Origin of the sequence: Micromonospora sp. NPDC048170, assembly GCF_040652795.1 — a bacterium.
Classification (GTDB): Bacteria; Actinomycetota; Actinomycetes; order Mycobacteriales; family Micromonosporaceae; genus Micromonospora.
In genome coordinates this window covers 514,427-530,830 of the sequence record NZ_JBEZMR010000002.1, presented here as the reverse complement: position 1 = coordinate 530,830, position 16,404 = coordinate 514,427, and the positions used below count along the sequence as shown (strand labels likewise).

The 16,404-nt window shown below is 74.1% G+C and carries 14 protein-coding genes and 3 tRNA genes; 11 read left to right on the top strand and 6 right to left on the bottom strand.

Annotation, left to right across the window (positions count from 1 at the left end):
- Positions 1 to 45: 45 nt before the first annotated feature.
- Positions 46 to 2,439 (bottom strand): glycosyl hydrolase family 65 protein, encoded by a 2,394-nt coding sequence (locus AB0D32_RS05975; protein ID WP_357085408.1) that lies wholly within the window; start codon positions 2,437 to 2,439, stop codon positions 46 to 48.
- A 171-nt stretch (positions 2,440 to 2,610) separates the two neighbouring features.
- Here AB0D32_RS05975 and AB0D32_RS05970 point away from each other — a divergent pair, with 171 nt between their 5' ends.
- Positions 2,611 to 3,246 (top strand): phosphatase PAP2 family protein, encoded by a 636-nt coding sequence (locus AB0D32_RS05970; protein WP_357085406.1) that lies wholly within the window; start codon positions 2,611 to 2,613, stop codon positions 3,244 to 3,246.
- Between the two features lie 57 nt (positions 3,247 to 3,303).
- Here AB0D32_RS05970 and AB0D32_RS05965 read toward each other — a convergent pair whose 3' ends face one another.
- Both AB0D32_RS05965 and AB0D32_RS05960 read right to left on the bottom strand, forming a co-directional pair.
- A complete protein-coding gene (locus AB0D32_RS05965) occupies positions 3,304 to 4,092 on the bottom strand; it encodes a prepilin peptidase (protein WP_357085685.1) in 789 nt (262 codons plus the stop codon).
- Between the two features lie 449 nt (positions 4,093 to 4,541).
- A complete protein-coding gene (locus tag AB0D32_RS05960; protein ID WP_357085404.1) occupies positions 4,542 to 5,393 on the bottom strand; it encodes a Rieske 2Fe-2S domain-containing protein in 852 nt (283 codons plus the stop codon).
- Between the two features lie 176 nt (positions 5,394 to 5,569).
- On the opposite strand from AB0D32_RS05960, the gene AB0D32_RS05955 reads away from it, so the two are divergent.
- Positions 5,570 to 6,334: a crotonase/enoyl-CoA hydratase family protein gene (locus AB0D32_RS05955; RefSeq protein ID WP_357085402.1), complete on the top strand. Its 765-nt coding sequence runs from the start codon at positions 5,570 to 5,572 to the stop codon at positions 6,332 to 6,334.
- A gap of 68 nt (positions 6,335 to 6,402) precedes the next feature.
- Here AB0D32_RS05955 and AB0D32_RS05950 read toward each other — a convergent pair whose 3' ends face one another.
- A complete protein-coding gene (locus AB0D32_RS05950) occupies positions 6,403 to 7,878 on the bottom strand; it encodes an FAD-dependent oxidoreductase (protein WP_357085400.1) in 1,476 nt (491 codons plus the stop codon).
- Between the two features lie 98 nt (positions 7,879 to 7,976).
- Positions 7,977 to 8,915: a phytoene/squalene synthase family protein gene (locus AB0D32_RS05945; RefSeq protein WP_357085398.1), complete on the bottom strand. Its 939-nt coding sequence runs from the start codon at positions 8,913 to 8,915 to the stop codon at positions 7,977 to 7,979.
- A 64-nt stretch (positions 8,916 to 8,979) separates the two neighbouring features.
- On the opposite strand from AB0D32_RS05945, the gene AB0D32_RS05940 reads away from it, so the two are divergent.
- The 9 genes from AB0D32_RS05940 to AB0D32_RS05900 all read left to right on the top strand — a co-directional run bounded on the left by AB0D32_RS05940 (position 8,980) and on the right by AB0D32_RS05900 (position 15,161).
- Complete coding sequence (locus tag AB0D32_RS05940; protein WP_357085396.1) at positions 8,980 to 10,134, top strand: polyprenyl synthetase family protein; 1,155 nt, start codon at positions 8,980 to 8,982, stop codon at positions 10,132 to 10,134.
- A 30-nt stretch (positions 10,135 to 10,164) separates the two neighbouring features.
- On the top strand, positions 10,165 to 11,643 hold the full coding sequence (gene crtI, locus AB0D32_RS05935) for a phytoene desaturase family protein (RefSeq protein ID WP_357085394.1): 1,479 nt from the start codon (positions 10,165 to 10,167) through the stop codon (positions 11,641 to 11,643).
- A 34-nt stretch (positions 11,644 to 11,677) separates the two neighbouring features.
- On the top strand, positions 11,678 to 12,298 hold the full coding sequence (gene idi / locus AB0D32_RS05930) for an isopentenyl-diphosphate Delta-isomerase (protein ID WP_357085392.1): 621 nt from the start codon (positions 11,678 to 11,680) through the stop codon (positions 12,296 to 12,298).
- The gene (locus tag AB0D32_RS05925) at positions 12,288 to 13,271 is read left to right on the top strand and encodes a MerR family transcriptional regulator (RefSeq protein ID WP_357085390.1); all 984 of its coding nucleotides are present in this window, start codon (positions 12,288 to 12,290) and stop codon (positions 13,269 to 13,271) included. The genes idi and AB0D32_RS05925 overlap by 11 nt, the downstream gene beginning before the upstream one ends.
- Positions 13,272 to 13,313: 42 nt before the next feature.
- Positions 13,314 to 14,105 carry a polysaccharide deacetylase family protein gene (locus tag AB0D32_RS05920; RefSeq protein WP_357085388.1) on the top strand — a complete coding sequence of 264 codons (792 nt, stop codon included), beginning with the start codon at positions 13,314 to 13,316 and terminating at the stop codon, positions 14,103 to 14,105.
- A gap of 154 nt (positions 14,106 to 14,259) precedes the next feature.
- Positions 14,260 to 14,332, top strand: a tRNA-Glu gene (locus tag AB0D32_RS05915).
- 32 nt (positions 14,333 to 14,364) lie between these two features.
- Positions 14,365 to 14,441 (top strand) — tRNA-Asp (locus tag AB0D32_RS05910).
- A 97-nt stretch (positions 14,442 to 14,538) separates the two neighbouring features.
- Positions 14,539 to 14,612 (top strand) — tRNA-Phe (locus AB0D32_RS05905).
- Between the two features lie 240 nt (positions 14,613 to 14,852).
- Positions 14,853 to 15,161, top strand: coding sequence for a hypothetical protein (locus AB0D32_RS05900; RefSeq protein WP_357085386.1), 309 nt, complete (start codon positions 14,853 to 14,855; stop codon positions 15,159 to 15,161).
- A 139-nt stretch (positions 15,162 to 15,300) separates the two neighbouring features.
- Here the strand turns inward: AB0D32_RS05900 and AB0D32_RS05895 are convergent, their stop codons facing one another.
- Entirely contained in the window at positions 15,301 to 16,329 is a 1,029-nt protein-coding gene (locus AB0D32_RS05895) for a hypothetical protein (protein ID WP_357085384.1), read from the bottom strand.
- Positions 16,330 to 16,404: the final 75 nt, after the last annotated feature.

The following is a 16,404-nucleotide window of genomic DNA, read 5'->3' as shown; positions in this document are numbered from 1 at the left end:
CTCTTCCCATCCAAAAAGGGATGGGAAGGGGCCCTTCCTTACACCTCAGTGCTGGGCGGCGGGGCGACGGCCGGGCGGGGCGGGCGGCTCCGGCCCCGGGTCGGGCACCTCGGGCATCGGCCGCGTCACCGGCCCGGCGCCGGTTACCCGGATCGGCTCGCCGTGGTGCCACACCTCGATGCCCGCCCCCGGTTCGGCGTCCGGCAGCTCGTAGCGGGCCTCGTCCCGGGTGAGGGTGACCCGCAGCCGGTGGCCGTGCCAGCGCAGGCTGAAGGCCAGCCGGTCGATCGCCGCCGGCAGCCGGGGGTCGAAGGAGAGCACCCCCCGGTCGTCGCGCATCCCGCCGAAGCCCTGCACCAGCGCCAGCCAGGCCCCGGCCAGCGACGCCAGGTGCAGCCCGTCGCCGGTCTTGTCGCCCAGGTCGGCCAGGTCCTGGAGCACCGACTCGGCGAACAGGTCGTACGCCAGGTCGAGGTGCCCGACCTCGGCGGCGAGGACGGCCTGTGGAGAGGCCGACAGCGACGAGTCCCGGACGGTCCGCGCCTCGTAGTAGGCGAAGTTGCGGGCCTTCTCGTCGGCCGTGAACTCCCCCGGGCAGCGCTGCATGGCGAGCACCAGGTCCGCCTGTTTGACCACCTGCCTGCGGTACAGCTCCAGATAGGGAAAGTGCAGCAGCAGCGGATAGTCGTCCTCGGAGGTGTTCGCGAAGTCCCACTCAGGCTGCTCGGTGAAGCCGGCCGCCTGCTGGTGCACCCCGCGCTTGCGGTCGTACGGGATGAAGACCGCGTCGGCGGCGGCCCGCCAGGCCGACACCTCGGCCGGGTCGACACCGAGCCGGGCCGCCGCCTCGGGATGCCGTTCGGCCGCGGCGGCGGCGCCGCACAGGTTGCGCCGGGCCATCAGGTTGGTGAAGAGGTTGTCGTCGACCAGCGCGGCGTACTCGTCGGGGCCGGTCACCCCGTGCAGGTGGAAGGTGCCGGTGTCGGACCAGTGGCCGAAGCCGTGCCAGAGGCGGGCCGTCTCCACCAGCAGTTCCAGCCCCGCCGCGACGAGGAACTCCTCGTCACCCGTGGCGGCGACGTAGCGCAGCACCGCGTCGGCGATGTCGGCGTTGACGTGCAGGCCGGCGGTGCCGGCCGGCCAGTATCCGGAGCACTCCCGCCCGCCGATGGTCCGCCACGGGAAGGTCGCCCCGGCCAGTCGCAGCTCCGCCGCGCGCTCGCGGGCCTCCGGCAGGTGGGCGTGCCGCCAGCGCAACGCCGAGCGGGCCACCTGCGGGGCGAGGTAGGTCAGCACGGGCAGCACGTAGCCCTCGGTGTCCCAGAGCACGTGCCCGTCGTAGCCGTTGCCGGTCAGCCCCTTCGCCGGGATGGTCCGGTCGCCGTCCGCCCGGCCCGCCTGGAGCAGGTGGAACACCGCGAAGCGGATGGCCTGCTGGAGTTCCTCGTCGCCGTCGAGCAGCACGTCTGCGGTCCGCCAGGCGGCGTCCAGCGCCGCGCGCTGGCCGGCGAGCAGTGCCTCGAAGCCCTCCGCGCGGGCCGCGCCGGCCTCCGCGACGACCAGGCCCGCCAGCTCGTCCGGGGGCATCGCGTCGACCGCCGTGCACTCGTACGCGGCGAACCTGGTCAGCTCAAGGCGCTGGCCGGCGCGCAGCGACCCGGTCAGCGTGAGGCGCAACCGGTCGGGCGCACAGTCGACGCCGTCGGCGAAGCCGTCCGGGGCCCGCACCTCGTGCGCGACGGCGACGGCGACCCGTTGCCCGCTGCGGCTGGTGCGGTGGACGAGGACGCCGTCGTGCCCGTCGGAGTGGCGGTACTCGGCGGTCAGCGGGTCGGGGAGCACCGAGGCGGCGCGGGGGTCGTCGGAGCGTTCGGGGACCCGCTCGTTGGCGATCAGGTCGGCGCAGACCCGCACCTCGACCGCGCCGTCCAGCGGCTCGACCGACCACCGGACGGCGGCCACCGGACGCCGGGGCAGGGAGACCAGCCGGATGCTGCGGACGCGAACGCCGTGTCCGCCCGGGGAGACCCACTCGGTGTACCGCTCGACCACTCCGGCGCGCAGGTCGAGCACCCGTTCGTGGGTGCGCAGGGTGCCCGTGCGCACGTCCAGCGGCTCGCCGTCGACCCAGAGGCGGATCAGGGCGGCGTTCGGGGCGCTGACCACCGTGTCGCTGAACTGCGGGAAGGCGTACCCGTCTTCGGGATGGTTCAGCTCGCGCCGCTCGTGGAAGCCGTTGAGGTAGCTGCCGGGCATGCCGTAGGGCGTGCCCTCGTCCAGGTTTCCGCGCCAGCCCACCCAGCCGTTGCCCAGCGCGAAGATCGATTCGGTCTCGGCGAGACGCTCCAGGTCGGCCTCCGTACGCCGGATCCGCCAGGCCTCGTCGCCCCCCGTCCCGTGCCCGGTCGGCGGTCGATCGGCGGTGGGGGTGTCGGGCACGGCGCCTCCAGGAAGTCCGACTTACCAGGCCAATCGAAGCAGACCGGTCTGAGAGGTCGCTGAGACGAAAGTCGGGGTCGCCGCCCGACCAACGCATACTGCGCGCGTCTTCCAGGTGTTCCAGGGTTGTCTGCGAGGTAAACGAGGTATGAACGATGGGAGAGGTGAATCATGAATGATACGGACACGCCGGATGTTCCGGAGATCAGTGCCGAGTGGTACCGGGACATCGTCGACTTCGCCGCCGGCACCCCGCAACCGGTGCAGTGGTTCGCCGAACACTTCACCGAGGGCGCGATCCTGCTGCTCGGCGCGCTGTGGCTGGTCGCGGCCGTGTCCCGGCTCCGGGGCGGGCCGCGCGACCGGGCGTACGCCCTGGTGTCGCCGCTGCCGGTGGTGCTCGCGTACGGGTTCAGCGAACTGTCGAAGACGCTGGTGGACCAGGAGCGCCCCTGCCGGGCGCTCGTCACCGAAGTCGCCGTCATCGCAAGCGAGTGCCCGCCGACGGGCGACTGGTCCTTCCCCAGCAACCACTCCACCATCGCGGGCGGGCTCGCCGTGGCGACCCTGCTGCTGTCCCGTCGGGTCGGGCTGATCGCACTGCCGCTGGCCGCCCTGGCCGCGTTCTCCCGCACCTTCGTCGGCGTGCACTACCCGCACGACGTGGTCGCCGGCGTCCTGCTCGGCGCCCTGTTCGCCGCGCTGCTCACACCTCTTCTCGCCCGCCCCGCCGCCGCTCTCCTGCACCGCCGCGCCCGGCACGCCGAGCACCCCGCCCCCGACCCCGCCACCCCAGCCCGCCGCTGACTTCCCGCCCCACCCGCTTCCGCCGCCCGCCCTCGCTCCCGCTCCCGCTCGTGGCGGTCAGGGTAGGAGGAGGGCGGCGAGGGTGCCGAGGGCCAGGTAGGGGCCGAAGGGGAGGTGGCTGCGCCAGTCGACGCGGCGGGCGATCAGGAGTGCGACGCCGACCAGCCCGGAGAGCAGCAGGGCGAGCACCAGACCGACCAGCGGAACCGCCCAGCCGTGCCAGCCCAGCAGTGCGCCGGCCCCGAGCGCCAGTTTGGCGTCGCCGAGACCGAAGCCGCGCTGGCCGAGCAGCAGCGTGGTGGTGGCGAAGAAGAGTGCCAGCGCGATGCCGGCGGCGGTCGCGCGCAGCCAGGGCGTCGGCCCGGTCCCGGCGAGCGCGGCCAGCCCGAGCAGCAGCCAGGTGCCGGCCGCGGCGGGCCAGGTGAGCCGGTCCGGTAGCCGGTGCACGGCCGCGTCGACGAAGACCAGCGGGATGGCCCAGCCCAGCCACCAGGCGGTGGCGGCCAGCACGGCCGGTTCGCCTCCGAGCCACGCACCACCAGCAGGATCGGCGGGCAGCCCGAGCAGCACCAGCGCCCCGAGTGCCGCAGTGACGGCGAGTTCCATCGCGCCGGGCGGCGGGCCGACGCGCGTACCGCACCGCCCGCACCGCGCCGTCGGGCCGAGCGCGGGCCAGGGGCGGGTCAGCCCGATCGGGGCGCCGCACGCGTCGCATCCGGTCCGGGTCGCCACCCCCGGCGGTACGGCGTGCCGGATCACGGCGAGCCGGAGCGCCGGGGCGAGCGCGAGTACGGCCAGCAGCCGCGCCCCACGTGCGGCGTCCGGCGGTGCGGTCGACTCCGCCACTGCCGGCGGCCCGGTCAGCGCCACGATCGCCCCCAGGGCCCGGCACCGAAGGCAACCACACAGAGTAGTGACTCCCGCCGGAGGCATCTCCGATCCTCGCCGCCCGAGCCACCCTCACCAGCCGCGACCACCCGCCACCACCCCACCCACAGTCACTCAGGGTATTCAGATGAATCACCCTCTGCTGCATCGGCGTGCGTCAGCCTATGCTCGCCCATCGGGTGCGACGCAACCCCGCGGCAAAACGACATGGCGAGCACACGGATCCGGTCCACCTCGGACGCGCGCGACCGGCAGCTCATCCGAAGGGCAACCTGCGCGCACCCCACCCGCCGCCCCGCTGGTTGATCAAGAAGTTCTGGTCCGCCAGGGAGATCGACTTGAGCCTGAACCTCTTGATCAACCGGGGGAAGGAGGGGCCGCAAGGGCCGGGGTGGGAGCGGAGCGGGTCAGGGGAGGCGGGTCTCCAGGACGCCGTTGACGATCCGGGTCGGCAGGATCTGCTGGTCGTTGCCGGAGGGGCCGTGCACGACCTCGCCGCCGTTGAGCCGGAACGCGCTGCCGTGCCACGGGCAGACCACGCACGCGTGCCCGTCGATCTCCTGCACCTCGCCCTTGCCGAGCGGGCCGCTCTGGTGTGGGCAACGCTCCAGCATGACGGTGACCTCGTCGCCGTGTCGGTAGAGGATCACCGAGACGTCGTCGACCTCCCGGGTGATCAGCTTACGCTGCGGCAGGGCGGCCATGTCCGCGATCGAGTGCCAGCCGTCGGTCATCCGGTGCAGCTCGGAGATGCTCTGGTTGACCTGCGCGCCCTGCTTGTACGCGAGGTGCCCACCGATGTACGCCCCCATGCTGGCGGCGCCGAGCCCGAGGAAGCCGAGCGTACGGCCGAGGTTGTGCCGGCCGGCCATCCGGGCGGCCACCGAGCCGGCGTAGAACGCCAGGCCGACGCCGTTGGAGGCGGCGTGCACCAGGCCGACCCGGCGCTGGTCGCGAGCCAGCGCGGCCCAGTCGTTGAGGCCGGCGACCGCAGCCGGGACCGCGCTGACCGTGCCCACCGCGCACAGGGTGGTGGCGGCCCGGCGCTGCCCCGGCATCAGGTCCAGCATCGCCGTGCTGATCCACGCGCCGACCGGCACCTGCACCATCGCGGGGTGCAGCGGGTGACCCAGCCAGACGCCGTGCAGCAGGTCGCGGACCCGCTGTGGCCGGAGGGTGGCCTGGACGGCACGCTGCAACCGGTCGCCGGCCCGGTCCAGGCCGGATGCCTGCTCGATCTTCGTCAGTAATGCTCGCACCTGTGCCGATTTCCCGGCAGGAGCGACCGCAAACCGGTCGGCGGTGACGGATCCGCAGCGGTACGTGACGACGCCTCCACCGGCCCGGAACGGGACGCGACCGACGGAAGCACCCGGCCGGACCGGGGTGCACCCGTGCCTGGCGCCGCCGGCACCGCCGGAGGCATGCTGTCCCGATGGGGGTACGCGTCGAACGCGCCGCGGCGGTGACCACGGTGATCCTGGACCGGCCGTCGGCCCGCAACGCGGTGGACGGGCCGACGGCCCGGGCGTTGGCTGACGCGTTCCGCGCCTTCGAGGCCGACCCCGACGCCTCGGTGGCCGTGCTCTGGGGCGCTGGCGGCACGTTCTGCGCCGGGGCCGACCTGAAGGCCATCGGCACCCCGAGCGGCAACCGGGTCGAGGCGCAGGGGGACGGCCCGATGGGTCCGACCCGGATGACGCTCAGCAAGCCGGTGATCGCCGCGATCTCCGGGCACGCGGTGGCCGGCGGGCTGGAGTTGGCGCTCTGGTGCGACCTGCGGGTCGCCGAGTCCGATGCGGTGCTCGGGGTGTTCTGCCGCCGCTGGGGGGTGCCGCTGATCGACGGGGGCACGGTCCGGCTGCCCCGGCTGATCGGCGAGAGCCGGGCGATGGACCTGATCCTCACCGGGCGGCCGGTGCCGGCCGAGGAGGCGTACGCGATGGGGTTGGTGAACCGGCTGGTCGCGCCGGGTGAGTCCCGGGCGGCGGCCGAGCGGCTGGCGGCCGAGATCGCCCGCCACCCGCGGACCTGCCTGCGCAACGACCGGGCCGCCGTGCTCGCCGGGGCCGGCCTGCCGGAGCCGGCGGCGCTGGAGGTGGAGTTGGCGTACGGGATGGAGTCGCTGGCCGCCGACTCGGCGGCCGGGGCGGCCCGGTTCGCCGCTGGCGCGGGCCGGCACGGCGCTGCCGGCGGCTGATCGGCCGCCGGGTGCTCGGTCCGGCACAGGATCCCGGAGCATGTCGGCGAGCAGGTGTTACGGAGCCGTCAGGACAGGTTGCGCAACGCGTCCTCGATGGTGCGGTGGAAGGTCGGATACGCGTAGATCATGTGCCGGAGCTCGGCGAGCGGCACCGCCGCGTGCACCGCCACCACCAGCCCGGAGAGCACCTCGCCACCGGTCGGCCCCACCGAGGTGGCACCGATCAGCACGCCCTGGTCGGCGTCCGCGACGAGCTTGACGAAGCCCTCGTTGCCGCTCTTGTGGATCCAGCCCCGCGCCGACGACGGCAGCTGCGCGAGGCCGACCTGGACGTTGATGCCCCGCTCGCGGGCCTGCCGCTCGGTGATGCCGACCGCGCCGACCTCGGGGTCGGTGAAGGTCACCCGGGGCAGCGCCCGGTAGTCGGCGCGCGGCACGGAGCCGGCGGAGCCGCTCGACCCGGTCGCGCCGAGCGCACCGAGCGCGCCCGCCGCGCCGCCCACCACGCTGGCGGTACCGCTGGGGTCGGCGCCGCCGTCGGCGCGCCGGGCGTGGTCGAGCACGTCGGCGACGACGATCCCGGCCTGGTACATCGCGACGTGGGTGAACGCGCCCTCGCCGGTGACGTCGCCGACCGCCCAGATCCCCTCGGTGACGTGCAGCCGGTCGTCGACGGTCAGGTAGCGCCGGCCGGCGTCCACCCCGACGGTGTCCAGGCCCAGCTCGTCCAGGTGTGCCCGGCGGCCGGTCACCACCAGCAGCCGCTCGGCGGTGAGCGTCGTCCCGCCGGCGGCGTGCAGGGTGAAGCCGCGCCCGTCGTGGCTCACCCGCTCCGCCCGCACGCCGGTGTGGATCTCCACCCCGTCGGCGCGCAGCGCGGCGGCGGCCACCTCGGACGCCTCCGGCTCCTCGACGGCGAGCACCCGGTCCATGGCCTCGACCACGGTGACCCGCACGCCGAACCGGGCGAACACCTGGGCCAGCTCCAGCCCGATCGCCCCGCCGCCCAGCGCCAGCAGCGACTCCGGCAGCTCCTCGACCTCGATCGCCTGCCGGTTCGTCCAGTACGGCGTGTCGGCCAGCCCGTCGACCGGCGGCACGGACGGCCTGGTGCCGGTGCCGAGCACGATCCCGTGCCTGGCCTGGAAGACCTGCTCGCCGACCCGGACCCGGCCGGGGCCGTCGAGCCGGGCGCTGCCCCGGACGAACCGCCCACCCTTGCCGGTGAACCGCTCCACCGCGACCCTGTCGTCCCAGGTGTCGGTGGCCTCCTCGCGGATCCGCCTCGCCACCGGCGCCCAGTCGGGCCGGACCTCGGCGCTGCCGGCGAGCCCGTCGACGCGGCGGGCCTCGGCGATCGCGTTGGCCGCCCGGATCATCATCTTGCTCGGCACGCACCCCCAGTACGGGCACTCACCGCCGACCAGGTCACGCTCGATGCCGACGACGGTCAGCCCCGCCTCGGCGAGCCGCCCGGCCACCTCCTCGCCACCGACCCCGAGGCCGACCACGACCACGTCCACCAGTTCCGGATCCGCCATCCCGCCAGCATCGCGCACCGCCCGGCGGCCGGCCAGCCGGTCGCCGGAGGAAATCCGGCTGCCCGCCGACGTGGGGACCTGCGAACGGCCGGGGGCCGTCACGGGGTGGGCACGGCCACCGGGCCGGGCACCAGGGCGGGTCCGGGGATCACCACCGGCGTGCCGGCCGGGGTGAGCAGGGCGCGGGCGGCCACCGCCAGGCGGCGGCGCTGCGGCACCTGTGCCCGGTCGGCGAAGACGTCGTAGTCCCGCGCGGCCACCTCGTCCAGGATCCCGCCGTACAGCGCGTAGGCCGTGCGCATGCAGGCCTGTGAGGCGGGCGCGAGCAGGATGATCCCGGGGGCCGCGGCGGCATAGTGCGCCTGGGCGCGGGTCACCTCGTACGCGATCAGCTCCCGGATCCGCGACGTGGCGCGGCCCCGGGCTCGTGCCTCGGCCAACTCCTCGCGGGTGACGCCGAACAGGGCCATGTCGTCGTCGGGCAGGTAGGTCCGCCCCCGGTCAAGGTCCTCGGCCACGTCCCGGATGAAGTTGGTGAGCTGGAAGGCGAAGCCGAGCTGGCGGGCCGGCTCCCGGGCCGCCGCCGGGTCCGAGCTGCCCAGGATCGGCAGCATCATGGTGCCGATCACCGCCGCCGAGCCCTCCATGTAGTCGAGCAGGTGGCCGTAGGAGCGGTACGAGGTGACCGTCAGGTCCATCGCCATGCTCTTGAGGAACGACGCGAAGTCGTCCCGGTCGAGATCGAAGACGGCGATCGTGTGCAGCACGGCGGGGAGCAGCGGGTCGTCCACCGGCTCGCCGTGCAGTCCGGCGACGAAGCGGCCGGCCCAGTCGTCGAGCCGCGCGGCGCGCTCGGTCAGGGGAAGTTTCTCGGTGCGGTCGACGATCTCGTCGGCGTAGCGCGTGAATCCGTACAGGGCGTGCACGTGTCGCCGTTTCCAAGCGGGCAGCAGTCGGGTGGCGAGATAGTAGGTGCGGCCGTGCCGTCTGTGCAGCTCACGGCAGCGGGCATAGGCCGCGGTGAGATCCGTGTCCACCGACGCTCCTCACTTATCGACGCACCAATCGACGCAACTCGTAGCCTAGGGTACGCTCGGCCGCATGGCCAACGACGCAGTTGCAGGAAACGCGCTCCGTGTGGCCCCCGCCAGCCCGACCGGCAGGGACGACCCGGTCCGCGCGGTCCTGACCGCGTACACGAAGGACCTGATCACGGCGGTGGAAGACACCCTCGCCACCTTCCTCGCCGCCGAGGTCGACGCACTGACCGACATCGACGCGGCAATGGGCGGATTCGCCGCGACGGCGCGCGACTGCGTCCTGGCCGGCGGCAAGCGCGTCCGCCCCACGTTCGCCTACTGGGGGTGGCGCGGCGCGGCCGGCGGCGCGGATCCGCTGCCGCCGGTGCTGCCCGCTTTCGCCGCCCTGGAGCTGCTGCACACCTTCGCCCTCGTGCACGACGACGTGATGGACGCCTCCGCGACCCGCCGGGGCCGGCCGACCGCGCACGTGGCGCTGGCCGCCCGGCACGCCGCCGCCGGCCACCGGGGCGATCCGCGTCGGTTCGGCGAGGCGGTCGCGGTGCTGATCGGCGACCTCTGCATGGTCTGGGCGGACCGGCTCCTCGCGCACGCCGCACTGCCGCCGGCCCGCCTGCTCGACGTCCGGCGCTGCTACGACCAGATGCGCGTGGAGACGGTCGCCGGGCAGTACCTCGACGTGCTCGGCGAGAACGACGCGGCGAACTGGTCGGTCGACCTGGCGCTCCGGGTCGCCCGCTACAAGACCGCGAGCTACACGGTGCAGCGGCCGTTGCTCTTCGGCGCCCGCCTGGCCGGCGTCGGAGACGACGACCCGCTGGCCGCCGCGTACACCCGCTACGGGCTCGCCGTCGGCGAGGCGTTCCAGCTCTGCGACGACCTGCTCGACATCTACGGCGACCCGGCGGTCACCGGCAAGCCGTCCGGCGACGACCTGCGCACCGGCAAGCCGACCGCGCTGCTCATGCTGGCCCGGCAGCTCGCCACACCGACTCAGCGGCGCGCACTGGACCGGGTCGGCGCGGGCGTCGGAGACACGGAGGTCGCCCGCCTCGCCGAGTTGGTCGCCGACACCGGGGCGGTCGACCGGGTCGAGCGCATGGTCTCCGACCGGGTCGCCGAGGCGCTGACCGCGCTCGACACCGCGTCGATCGACGAGACCACGCGCACCGCGCTCACCGGTCTCGCCACCGCCGCCACCAACTGGCGGGCATGATGGGCAGCTTCGCAACAAGGAGGTGGTCGCGTGCGCACCGTTGACGGGCGTACGGACCGGGTGGTCGTCGTCGGCGCCGGGCTGGGCGGGCTGGCCTGCGCGCTGCACCTGGCGGGCAGCGGTCGGCAGGTGACCGTGCTGGAACGCGAGCCGGTGCCGGGCGGCCGGGCCGGCCGGCTCGGCGTGGACGGCTACGAGTTCGACACCGGCCCCACCGTGCTCACCATGCCGGACCTGATCGCCGAGGCCCTCGGCGCGGTCGGCGAGGAGTTGGACGACTGGCTCGACCTGACCCCGCTCGACCCGGCCTACCGTGCTTACTACCCGGACGGCTCGACGCTGGACGTCATCACCGACACCACCCGGATGGCCGCCGAGATCGCCCGGGTCTGCGGCCCCCGCGAGGCCGACGGCTACCTGCGTTTCGTCGACTACGCCCGGAAACTCTGGCAGTGGGAACGCGCCGACTTCATCGAGCGCAACCTGGACGCGCCCACCGACCTGCTCACCGGCAACCTGGTGAAGCTGCTGGCGGGCGGCGCCTTCCGCCGACTCCAGACGAAGATCAACCAGTTCTTCCGGGACCCGCGCACCCAGCGGATCTTCTCGTTCCAGGCGATGTACGCCGGCCTCGCGCCGCACGACGCGCTGGCCATCTACGCGGTCATCGCGTACCTCGACTCGGTGGCCGGGGTCTACTTCCCGCGCGGCGGCATCCACGCGGTCTCCCGCGGCATGGCGGGCGCCGCCGAGAAGCACGGCGTCGAGCTCCGCTACGACACCACGGTGACCCGGGTGGAGACGGCGAGCGGCCGGGCCACCGGCGTGCTGACCGCCGACGGCGAGCTGATCCCGGCCGACGTGGTCGTGCTCAATCCCGACCTGCCGGTCGCCTACCGCGACCTGCTGCCGCCGACCCGCCCGCGCAAGCTCACCTACTCCCCGTCCTGCGTGGTCCTGCACATCGGGTCGACGCAGGAATATGGGAAGATCGCCCACCACAACATCCACTTCGGACGGTCGTGGAGGGGCACCTTCGATGAGGTCATCCGGCGGGGCGAGCTGATGAGCGACCCGTCCCTGCTGGTCACCAACCCGAGCCGGACCGACCCGTCGGTGGCGCCCGCCGGACGGCACACCTACTACGTGCTCGCCCCGGTGCCCAACCTCGACCGGGCGCCGTTCGACTGGCGGGGCGACCTCACCGACCGCTACGCCGACCATCTCGTCGGGACCCTGGAGGAGCGCGGCTACGTCGGCTTCGGTGCCGGCGTCGAGGTGCTGCGGGCCGTGACCCCGGCCGAGTGGGCGGAGCAGGGCATGGCCGCCGGCACCCCGTTCGCCGCCGCGCACAGCTTCTTCCAGACCGGCCCGTTCCGCCCGTCGAACCTGCACCGGACGCTGTCGAACGTCGTCTTCGTCGGCTCGGGCACCCAGCCCGGCGTCGGCGTGCCCATGGTGCTCATCTCCGGCAAGCTCGCCGCCAGCCGCATCACCGGGGGCGCCTGATGGCCCCCGCCCTCGAACCCGGGAGACACCTGCCGTGACCACCCGCGAGCACCACCTCGTCGAGCTCGTCGACGACGCCGGGCGACCGCAGGGCCAGGCCACCGTTGCCGCCGCCCACCAGCCCCCGGGTCAGCTCCACCGGGCCTTCTCGGTGCTGCTCGTCGACCCCGACGGCCGGGTGCTGCTGCAACGACGGGCCCCGGTGAAGACCCGCTTCCCCCTGCGCTGGGCCAACGCGTGCTGCGGCCACCCGGCTCCGGGCGAGTCCCCCGCCGAGGCCGCCAACCGCCGGCTGCGCGAGGAACTCGGCGCCGACCCGGTCGAGCTGACCGAGGTCGGGGTGTACGCCTACTACGCCGAGGACCCGGCCACCGGCCGGGTGGAGTTCGAGTACGACCACGTCCTGCGGGGCGAGTTCCGGCCGGGCAGCCCGCTGCTGCCCGACCCGGACGAGGTGGCCGAGCTGCGCTGGGTCGACCCCGTCACGCTGGTGGCCGACATCGACGCCGACCCCCGCGCGTACGCTCCCTGGCTCGGCGGGGTGGTGAACCGTCTGCTGCACCCCTCCGGGCCTGCCGTCGACCCGCCGGGCCCGGACGTCACTCCGTCCGGCCCGCCGGCGAACGACGCGCCGGAGCGGTCGGGTGGTCGATGAGGCGCTGAGCGCGGGAGCCGTCGCCCGGCGGCTGGGCGTCGCCGTGACCACCCTGCGCACCTGGCACCAGCGCTACGGGCTCGGGCCCAGCGAGCACGTCCCCGGGCACCACCGGCGCTACACGCCGGCCGACCTCGCGCGCCTGGAGATAATGCGACGGCTCACCGCCCAGGGGGTCACCCCGGCGGAGGCGGCCCGCTGGGCCCGCCGGGCACCGGACGCCGTTCCCGCCGACACCGGCGTACGCCCGCAGGTGCCCGCCGTCGACGGCCGCGACGGTGGCGGTTCGACCATTCCGGTCGGCCGGGCCGGGCCGGCGGCCCGGGGTCTGGCCCGTGCCGCAATGCGGCTGGACCCGGTGGCGATCGGCGAGACGATCGCCCGGTCCGTGCAGGCGGACGGCGTGATCGCCACCTGGGACGGGCTGCTGCGCCCGGTGCTCGTCGGCATCGGGGAGCGGCACGCCGCCACCGGTGGTCTGGTCGAGGTCGAGCACCTGGTGTCGCGCTGCGTCTCGGAGGCGTTCGCGGTGGTCACCCGGGCCGGCGCGCCCGGCGCTCCGCCACGCGTCCTGCTCTCCTGCGCCGACGAGGAACAGCACACCCTGCCGTTGGAGGCGCTCGCCGCCGCGCTCGCCGAAGCCGGGGTCGGCTACCGGATGCTCGGCGCCCGGGTGCCGCTGCCCGCGCTGGTCGAGGCCGTCAACCGGACCGGGCCGGCCGCCGTGGTGCTCTGGTCGCACACCCAGGTGACTGCCGACCCCGCCCAGCTCGACGCGCTGCTCGCCGCGCCCCGCCGGCCGCTGCTGGTGCTCGCCGCCGGGCCGGGCTGGCTGGCGGACTCGCTGCCCGCCGGGGTGGTGCGGCCGGCCGACCTCACGGAGGCGGTCTCGTTGGCGCTCGCCGTACGCGACTCGCTGGGCCAGGCGGCGGCGGACCGACCGGGGGTATCGGGGCAAAACGGCGTCCACTAGCGTCGGGAGGTCCGCCGACCCCGACCCCTCCGGGAGCGAACGATGCGCCCACGCGCCGTGCTGGCCTCCGGTCTGGCCCTGCTTCTCCTCAGCAGCGGCTGCGGCGACGCGACCGACCGGCCGTCCGCCAGCCCCAGCCCCATCGCCTCGGCCCCGCTGCCGACCGAGCCGGCCCCGTCGGCCAGCCCGCAGCCGCCCCGGACCACCCCGCCCCGGCGCCTGGTCCGCCCGTTGCCGACCAAACTGCCGGCGGGGCTGCGCCGCACGACCGGCGTACGGACGGTGGCGTTGACCTTCGACGACGGGCCGGACCCGGTCTGGACGCCGAAGGTCCTCGACCGCCTCCGGGCCGCCCGGGTCACCGCCACGTTCTGTGTGGTGGGCACCCAGGCCCGGCGGCACCCCGACCTGGTCCGACGGATCGTGCGGGAGGGGCACCAGCTCTGCAACCACAGTTGGCGCCACGACCTGGACCTCGCCCGGCGGCCGGTCGCCGAGATCCGGCGGGACCTCGTCCGCACCAACGCGGCGATCCGGGCTGCGGTGCCGGACGCCAAGGTGCCGTTCTACCGGCAACCGGGCGGCCGGTGGACGCCCGAGGTGGTGACGGTCGCCAAGCAACTCGGCATGCGGTCGCTGCACTGGGACGTCGACCCCCAGGACTGGGGCAAGCCGACCGCCGCGACGATCATCAAGCGGGTACGCGCCGCGGCCCGGCCCGGCTCGGTCGTGCTGCTGCACGACGGGGGCGGCAATCGGGCGGCCACGCTGGCTGCCTCCCCCCACCTGATCACCGACCTGAAGCGCCGCTACGGCATCGCCCCGCCCCGCTAACCCCCCTCTGACCTGCGGTTTTACGGGCTTCCGTGGCAAGGGCCATACCGGTTTGGTCGTGGGGCCGACCATCACGTAAGCTATCCAAGCCTCCGGCGGGGCCGGATGGGAGCAAGTCCGCTTGAAGTTGCGAGTGTGCAATGATGGCGGGGCCGCCCTCATCGTCTAGCGGCCCAGGACGTCGCCCTTTCAAGGCGGTAGCACGGGTTCGAATCCCGTTGGGGGCACGGTCCGGCTTCGGTCGGAGGCAACAAAGCTAGGTCCTGTGGAGCAGTTGGAGTGCTCGCCGCCCTGTCAAGGCGGAGGTCGCGGGTTCAAGTCCCGTCAGGACCGCCAGCGCTGACGCCGCGCCATGCGCGGCGTTCTGCGTATCGGGGCATGTGACCCTCCCGGCGGAGCATCCGCTGTGCGGGTAGCATGAACCGAGCAACACGGCCAGGTAGCTCAGTTGGTACGAGCGTCCGACTGAAAATCGGAAGGTCGGCGGTTCGACCCCGCCCCTGGCCACATAGCCTTTCGCCGGGCTACTGAAGCGCCGACCAGCGGAAACGCCGGTCGGCGTTTCTGCGTGCAGGGGCTGCCTCGTCGATCCAACAACCCTGTGGCCGAGGACCGAGCTCACCATCGATTCTCAGACCGGCCGTATCATTTCGGTGCGGTGCCACACTCCTCAACCCGCTCGCTGACACGGAGCCGCATTGCGCACGGGCCAGCGCCGCTTTCCCCGCTGCCATTGGTCGGTAACGAATGATCGAGATCCTGTACTTCGACGGTTGCCCGAACCATGAGGGCCTGGAGGCGCGGATCCGTTCACTGTTGTCCGCTGCCGGCATCGAGGAGACGATCATCCATCGTCGGATCGACTCCGACGAGCAGGCGCGGGCAGAGCGGTTCCTCGGCTCGCCCACCGTACGGGTGAACGGCGTCGACGTGGAGCAGGACGCGGCCGGTCGAGACGCCTACGGCCTGATGTGCCGGGTGTACGCCACGGATGACGGGCTACGCGGCACGCCTCCGGACGAGTGGATGATCGACGCGCTGCGAGCCAGCAGGTAACCCGGGCCCAGGGTGGGGACAGGCCATCCGTGGGTGCGGCGGGGAGGATGCCCCGGAATCGCCCTGCGGTGTCAGCGCTGTTGGCGGCGCTGGGCCATCCCGTCCTGGATCGCCTCCCAGACGCTCCGGCCGGCCTGCCTCAACGTCTCCCCCGCCTGCTCGGCGAGCTGTGCCGCGCTCTGCACGCCGCCCCCACCGGAGGTCTCAGGCTGCCGGCCCGGCCCGCCCTCGGACGGGCCACCCGACGGCTCACGCTGCCCGGCCCCCCGCCCGGTCCGCCGGTGCCACGATCCGCGCCCACCTCTCCGCGCATGCCCCCACCGCCACCGGGTCCGCCGACCCTCTCGCCGCCCGGCCGTTGCGCGCTCTGCTCCTCGCGACCGGCCCGCTGCCCGCCCTGCTCACCAGCCCCCGGTCGCCGCCCGCCGCGCTCCCCACCACCAGGCCCTGCCCTGCCCTGCTCGCCGCCCGGCCGCCTCCCACCCTGCTCCGGGGCAGCCTGGCCGCGCTCCCGTTCCTCGGGGCCGCCCGGCCCGCCGAGGGGCTGGTCGGCGACCGTCCCGATCGCACCCACCTGCTGGCCGAGATCGTCGGTGGCACCGCCGCCCCGCTCCACCGGACCCGCGAGCTGCTCCACCGGGCCGCCAACCCGTTCCACCGGGCCCGCAAGCTGCTCGCCCAGGTTGCCCACCTGCTGCGTCGCCCGGTTCACGTCGTCCAGCGAGGCCGTCGCCGTACGCGACAGCGCCTGGATGATCTGCGGGTTGCGGTCGATGGTGGTCAGCGCCCGGTCGAGGATCTCCACCAGCTTCTCCAGCCGCACCTTGAGCAGTGCCTCGGCGTGCACCCCGGTGATGTCCAGTTCGACGCCCTCCAGGTGCACCCGGACCCCGGCGTCGAGCTGGAGAAGGTTGGCCAGCCGGGTTCGCAGGGAGACGTCGGCGTCCAGCCCGTCGACGGCGAGCCGGATCGAGTCCACCGACACCTTCGGTATGTCCAGCAGGACGTCCGGCTCGGCCTCCCCGCCCCGACCGGCACGCTCCGCCGTCCCGCCCCGTCCCGCGTGCTCCGCCGCTGTGTCCCGGCGGACAGGTTCGGCCTCCCCGTCGCGCCGGTTCGATCGACCGCCGCTGCGGTCCGGATCCCGCTGCTGCACGTTCTCGCTCATGCTCCCCGCTCCGCATCCTCCGGCCGGGCCGGCCGGGACCGTCCGGCGCGGGTACCCGCAATCCGGCCGAACATC

Coding starts and splice junctions, on each gene's coding strand:
- AB0D32_RS05970 (WP_357085406.1), top strand. CDS start 2,611: ATGAATGATACGGACACGCCGGATGTTCCGGAGATCAGTGCCGAGTGG.
- AB0D32_RS05955 (WP_357085402.1), top strand. CDS start 5,570: ATGGGGGTACGCGTCGAACGCGCCGCGGCGGTGACCACGGTGATCCTG.
- AB0D32_RS05950 (WP_357085400.1), bottom strand. CDS start 7,878: ATGGCGGATCCGGAACTGGTGGACGTGGTCGTGGTCGGCCTCGGGGTC.
- AB0D32_RS05940 (WP_357085396.1), top strand. CDS start 8,980: ATGGCCAACGACGCAGTTGCAGGAAACGCGCTCCGTGTGGCCCCCGCC.
- AB0D32_RS05920 (WP_357085388.1), top strand. CDS start 13,314: ATGCGCCCACGCGCCGTGCTGGCCTCCGGTCTGGCCCTGCTTCTCCTC.
- AB0D32_RS05900 (WP_357085386.1), top strand. CDS start 14,853: ATGATCGAGATCCTGTACTTCGACGGTTGCCCGAACCATGAGGGCCTG.
- AB0D32_RS05895 (WP_357085384.1), bottom strand. CDS start 16,329: ATGAGCGAGAACGTGCAGCAGCGGGATCCGGACCGCAGCGGCGGTCGA.